We start from the raw sequence: 5,919 nt of genomic DNA, 5'->3' as shown, positions 1-5,919 counted from the left end.
GGTGGATGTCGGTGAGGACGGTGGGGCCGTCCTTCAGGTACAGACCGAGCTGCTTCATCACGGCGAGCGACTCGGCGGGGCAGTCCGTGTTGGCGGGGCGCACCTGGGCACTGGCACAGGCCAGGCCCACGCAGGCGGCGGCGGTGCCGAGGGCCTTGCCCAGGGAGCCGGACTCCTGCTGGGGGGATGGGTCACGGGGTGTGTGCTGGGGCTTCTTCAAGGGCGTGCCTTTCGTGGTTCGTGGGGTTGACTCCAAAGGTAGTGGAGTCGAGGCCGACCCAGCATCGGGGAGTTCCGGTGCTCGCGCCACTTCGCCACCCCCGGACGGGAGGGAGGGTGGCGCCGGTTTCAGCGCCGTCTGGGGACTGGAGGCGCGCTCCGCCAGCAGCCAGATGCCGGGCAGCACGAGCACGAGGCCGAGCCCGAGCGCCATGGCCCGGGGCCCACGCGGCAGCGCCACGCCTCGGTCCTGGTGCCCATCCCGGGAGGGCACTTGTGCTTCGGCCCGGGGCGCGCGTTCCAGGCGCTCCGGGGAGGGCCTCACCGGGAGGAGCCTCACCCTGGGCGCCGCGGGCGTCACCGGGCGGGTGGGTGGGGCGGGCCGGCGGATGCGCCGTCGGGGGGGCTTTCCCTCCCGGGCCTCCGGTACCTCTTCCCACTCGAAGAGGCCCGCCTCCCACTGCGCGCGCCCACCGAAGGCCGCCGCCGCCATCAGCGCGTCGTGTACCTCGGTGCCATCGCGGTAGCGCTTCTCCGGCTCCTTCGCCAGCATGCGCGCCAGCACGTCGCTCAACGCCCTGGGGATCCGCCGATTGAAGTCCCTTGGCGCATGGGCCCGCCGCGTGACGATCCGGATGCCCAGGAGGTCCGGCTGGAGCTCGGGAGGGAAGGGGTAGTGCCCCGTCACGGCCCGGTACAGGCTCGCCCCCAGCGCGTACAGGTCATCCGCGGCGCCCACCTCGTACCGTTCATCGGAGTGCTGGCCCTGCTCCAGCCAGAAGCGCATGGCCTCGGGGGTGCGCAGGTAGGTGGTGCCCGGGGGCAGGGGGGTGGACGTGAGCGGAGCCGCGCCCACGTAATCCCCCACACCGAAGTCCACCAGCACCGGCTCCCCGTCCGTCTCGCGGACGAGGATGTTCTCGGGCTTCACGTCCCGGTGGAACACGCCCCGGCCGTGCAGCTCTCCCAGCGCCCGGGCCAGCTTCGCTCCCGTCTCGGCGAACCGGAGGAAGGAGGGGTTGAGCGTCTCGGCCCACACGTCCAGGGATTGGCCGGGCACCAGCTCCATCACATGGTAGGTGTGGCCCTCGGTCGGATGGGGCCAGCGCCCGCAGCCGTGGAAGCGCACCACATGGGGGTGGACGGCCTTCTCCATCAACAGCACCGCTTCGCGCTCGGCGCGGGCGTCCCCGGGGCGCAGCGCCAGCTTGAGGGCGAGCAAGAGCGGGGCTCCGGGGTGCTGCATGTCCTCCACCCGGTAGACGGCACCATAGCCGCCCACGCCCAACTTCTCCACCAGGCGCCAGTGGCCCACCTGCGTTCCTGGGGGCAGGGCCTCGGGCCGGAAGAAGGAGGTCGATTCATGCATGGGTCACCTCACGGGTTGAAGGGGTGGAGAGACACGCCGCGCTCACCGTCCTTTTCGCGGAGCTCCAGACTCCAGCGCTGGTCCGTTTCCTTCGAGGGCCGTTCCAGTTCCACGGCGAGGGAGTGAGCCTCGCCCGGTTGGAGCCGCGCTCCATCCATCCAGATGGGCAGTCGCCGGACCACACGGCCCGCCGCATCCCGCAGCCAGGCCTCGCCGGGGGTCCAGGGGAGGGCTCCCGGGGAGAGCTTGAGCTTCAGGGTCACCACGGCGTGGGCGCGCGAGCGATAGACTTCCTGTTCGACGACAGTCACTCCACTGGATGTCTGCGCGAGCTCCAGCGACTCCCAGGTCACGCCGCCGCGCAGCTCTCCGGAGAGCGCCAGCTTGACGAAGTTGCCCGCCTCGCACCGGGCGAGCACCGCCTCCAGTTGCGCCTCCAGTGCCTGCACCGAGCGCGGCCGGCGAAACACCCGCGCCTGGACATCCACCTCCGAGGTGGCCGGGACGAGCGCGAGCGTGGCGTGGGTGGGCGACAGGCCATCGGCGAAGCCCACCTTCAGCAGCAGGGGCCTGTCCTCGGGGAGCGGGAGTGCTGGCCGCAGCACCACCAGCCGGGTCGTGGGCTCCAGCAGGGCGAAGCGCTCCTCCTGGCCTTCCACCGAGACCGAGTCCGGGTCGATCGACGCATCGAACTCCAGCACGGTGTCGTAACCGGGGGCAACGCGCACCACCGGCGGGGGGACGGTGGTGCTGTCGGGGAGCACCAGTTGGCGCGCCTTCAGCTCGGGGCCGGCGACAAGACGCGGCTGGGCCGCCGCCGAGGCGGCACCCATCAGGGGCAGCAGACACAGGGCACGGCGCGGAAGGGCCAGGCTCACTCGGGAAGTTCCTCCGGCCACCGAACCTAGCAGGTCAAGGCGTGGAGCTGACCAGTCCCGTGGGGTTACCCGTGCTTGCTATACTGGCGCCTTTGACGCTGGAGGTTCCATGCCGAGACAGTTCCTGATGCTGGCGCTCCTCCTCACTGGAGCGACGGCATGCCCGCATACCTGGGGCAAGGAGGGTTACGTCCAGAAGACCCTCCACAAGAACATCATCCAGGATGCATTGGAGCATAGGTCCTGCCGCATGACCTCCGAAGAGTGGCTGCGGAAGTGTGCGGACGAAGTCGACCATTCCGGGAGCTGTCCTCCAGAATGTCCTCTTGCGGATGAGATCGATGAGGATTGGTAGGGGATTGAGCCTTGGTGGGACGACCCATGCTGCGGCGTATATTGCTGGTTGCTTTGGCCAGTGCGCTTCTCCTGCTTCCACTCGTATGGCTGATGACCATTGCCATACCTTGGATGAACACGCAGGGGCGGCAGAGCGAAAAGCTCATTCCGATGCTCTCCCCCGACGTGCGGCAATCCCTTCTGACGTACCGACGGGACTGCCGTACAGAGGCGGACTGCGAACCGCCGTTGGGTTGTCTCATCAAGAGCTTCTCGCCGCTTCACATGTGCGTGGACAGTACATGCGAAACCGACGCGCAATGTGATGAGGGCTTTTCATGTGTGCCGCTCAAGACCACCAGTGGGAAGGCCATCGTCCGTACCTGCTCGCTGGTGGGTGAGAGAAAGCAAGGAGAGCGGTGTCGGATCCTTCCCGCCGTCCAGCATGATGGCTGTGAGCGAGGTCTGCTCTGTCAGGGACGATGCGGCCCACCCTGCTGGATGGATGACCCGTCCAGTTGCCCCTCTGGTTTCTTCTGCTCGGAAAGTCGCTCGGGTCCTCCGTCGTGCCTGCCCACATGCCAGGGCCGTCCCTGTCCCGAAGGGCTGGAGTGTCTTCCACGCGGAAAGGGCGTCTCTGTCTGTGCCCGGGTTCAGGGGGAAGACTGCCGGAAGACTCCTTGTCCCGAGAAACATGTCTGCCGGGTGCTCGAGCCTCCACAGCGTCCCTGGGAACTGCGGACGGAATGCAGGCGCCTCTGTGACAACGATTTCTCCTGTCCCGCTGGGTCTTTCTGCCTCGATTACGAGTGTCGCAAGCCCTGCGAGCCGCACGTTCCCGGGTCCTGCGGGCCGGGGCTGACATGCGGGCGGCACTACCCCGAAGACCCCTGGTACTGCATTCCGGGCTGAAAGGCCGAGGAGTCCATACCACTAAAGTGGTACAGCCCTTTTCAGGGGGGTGACCCCATGCTGGCCGAAGCCACCGGCCCCTGCCGGGAGGTCGCGCGGCGCTCGGCTCGGGGGGGACGAGATGGTTCCGCGGGTGGGAGACACCGGCAGGGGTGCGGTGGGCTGGCGCTCCTCGGCTACCCGTACGACTCGCGCTTGATGCGCTTGTCCTCGAGCCCGAGGTCATGCAGGTGGCCGAGCACCGTCTCCATGAAGCGCGGCGTGGCCGGCGTGCGTGTCTCCAGCGCCTTGCGCCGGTCCCACGGGGTGATGGCCGGGCCGCACACATAGACGAGGCACGTCTGCCTGTCAGGGATGAGCTCCGCCAGCAGGGCCTCGCTGATGCGGCCCTTGCGCACGCTGGGGCTGAAGCGGGACTCGTCCGTCTCGCGGGTGAGGGTGTGCACCACGCGCAGCTTGTCCGGGTGGGCGCGCTCGAGCGCCTCGAAGGCCTCCCGGTAGAGGATGTCGCCCCACGTCTTGTTGGAGCAGAGGACGGTGTGGCGCGGCTTGAGGCCGCGGTGCAGGGCGTCCTTGACGATGGCGAAGTTGGGCACCGCGCCCGAGCCAGCGACGACGTGGACGAGATGGTCCGTGCGCTCCTCCACGTCGTCCGGGAGGACATAGGGCCCCATGAAGCCGAGCACCTTGATGCGCGCGCCGGTGAGCCGGCCGTGGACGAGGTAGGGCGAGAGCAGGGGCGGGTACTTCGTGAAGCCGGGGATGTAGTCCTCGTCCTTCACGGTGATGGACACCAGGGGCTCGTGGGGCGCGGAGGCCATGGAGTAGGAGCGCGCGGGCTCCTTACGGGCCTTGTGCTCCTGGAGGTAGGCGGAGAGCCGGCCGAGCGCGGGGAACTGGTGCGGGTCGATGTTGATGAACTGGCCGGCGCGGTACTCGGGGCGCTCGGGGCCGAAGTCCAGGTAGAGGGTGGCGGTGTCGTGCGTCTCCAGGCGCACGTCGGCCACCGTCACCTCGTACTCCTTGGGGCGGTTCCGGGCGGTCGTCACGGTTGCGCTCATGGCCTCCTCCGTACCAGCCCGGTGGACGTTCTTTCGAGGAAAGCATTGCGGCCGGGCGTCGGGCGCGGACAATGCCGCTTCAGGTGACGAACGTCCAACAGAGGGAGCAGGTGTTCGTCTCGGCGCTGCCGGGACTGGAGCCGGCCGTGGAGGCCGAGGCCGAGGCGTTGGGCCTCTCGCCCCGGCGGGTGGAGGGCGGGGTGGAGCTCACTGGCGAGCCGGGGCTGCACCAGGAGGCCAACCTGCGCCTGCGCACGGCGAGCCGGGTGCTGCTGCGGCTGGGGCGCTTCGCCGCGCCGGACGCCGGGGCGCTGACGAAGGGCCTGGCGGGGCTGGCGCTGGGGAGGGTGTGGGACGGGAAGTCGGCGCCGAGGCTCTCGGTGGCCCTGCACGGCGCGCGCCTCAAGGGGCAGGACGCGGTGCTGGCCGCCGCCGCGCGGGCCTGGGGCCTGCCCTCGGTGGAGCGCGCGGGGCCGCTGGACGAGGAGTCCTTCGAGGGCCTCACCCTGCTGGTGCGGCTGGAGGGCGACACGTGCACGGTGAGCGCGGACACCAGTGGCGAGCCGCTGCACCGGCGCGGCTACCGGCAGGAGGTGAGCCGGGCGCCGCTGCGCGAGACGCTCGCCGCGGGCATCCTGGTGCTGGCCGGGTATGACGGGGTGGCGCCGCTGGTGGACCCGATGTGTGGCTCGGGCACGTTCCTCATCGAGGGCGCGTGGATGTCCCAGCGGCGGGCGCCGGGTCTGTCGCGCGCCTTCGCCTTCGAGCGCTTCCCGGGCTTCGACGCGGCGGCTTGGGCGGCGCGCAAGGCCCGGGTGGAGGCGGAGGCCCTGCCGGCGCCACGCGCGGTGCTCCGGGGCCACGACATCAACGCGGGCTCGCTGGGCACGGCGAGGCGCAACGCGCGGCGGGCGGGGGTGACGCTCACGCTGGAGCGCCAGGACGTGCGCACGCTGGCGCTCCCGGCGGGGCTCGGGCCCGGGCTGGTGGTGGCCAACCCGCCCTACGGCAAGCGGGTGGGGGAGGCGGAGGACCTGCCGGGGCTCTACCGCGCGCTGGGCGCCACGTTCCGGCGGGCCTTCGCGGGCTGGCGCGCGGCGGTGCTCGTCCCGGACGACGCGGGGCTGGTTCGCGCGCTGGGGTT

General features: G+C 70.3%; 4 protein-coding genes. 1 reads left to right on the top strand and 3 read right to left on the bottom strand.

Annotated elements, in window-relative coordinates; genetic code table 11:
- The 3 genes from VF697_RS36090 to VF697_RS36080 all read right to left on the bottom strand — a co-directional run.
- Positions 1–1,588 (bottom strand): serine/threonine protein kinase (locus VF697_RS36090; RefSeq protein ID WP_331102291.1); only part of this gene is annotated, 1,588 nt, incomplete at its 3' end.
- 8 nt (positions 1,589–1,596) lie between these two features.
- Positions 1,597–2,466, bottom strand: coding sequence for a DUF2381 family protein (locus tag VF697_RS36085; protein ID WP_331102289.1), 870 nt, complete (start codon positions 2,464–2,466; stop codon positions 1,597–1,599).
- A 1,424-nt stretch (positions 2,467–3,890) separates the two neighbouring features.
- Positions 3,891–4,775 carry an oxidoreductase gene (locus VF697_RS36080; protein WP_331102287.1) on the bottom strand — a complete coding sequence of 295 codons (885 nt, stop codon included), beginning with the start codon at positions 4,773–4,775 and terminating at the stop codon, positions 3,891–3,893.
- Between the two features lie 71 nt (positions 4,776–4,846).
- Here VF697_RS36080 and VF697_RS36075 point away from each other — a divergent pair.
- A partial coding sequence (locus VF697_RS36075; RefSeq protein WP_331102285.1) for an RNA methyltransferase occupies positions 4,847–5,919 on the top strand: 1,073 nt, incomplete at its 3' end.

The sequence above is a fragment of the Archangium sp. genome (assembly GCF_036388035.1).
GTDB lineage: Bacteria > Myxococcota > Myxococcia > Myxococcales > Myxococcaceae > Archangium.
Note: the sequence above shows the minus strand (reverse complement) of the source record. Positions and strands in the feature narration are given on the sequence as shown.

Coding starts and splice junctions, on each gene's coding strand:
- VF697_RS36080 (WP_331102287.1), bottom strand. CDS start 4,775: ATGAGCGCAACCGTGACGACCGCCCGGAACCGCCCCAAGGAGTACGAG.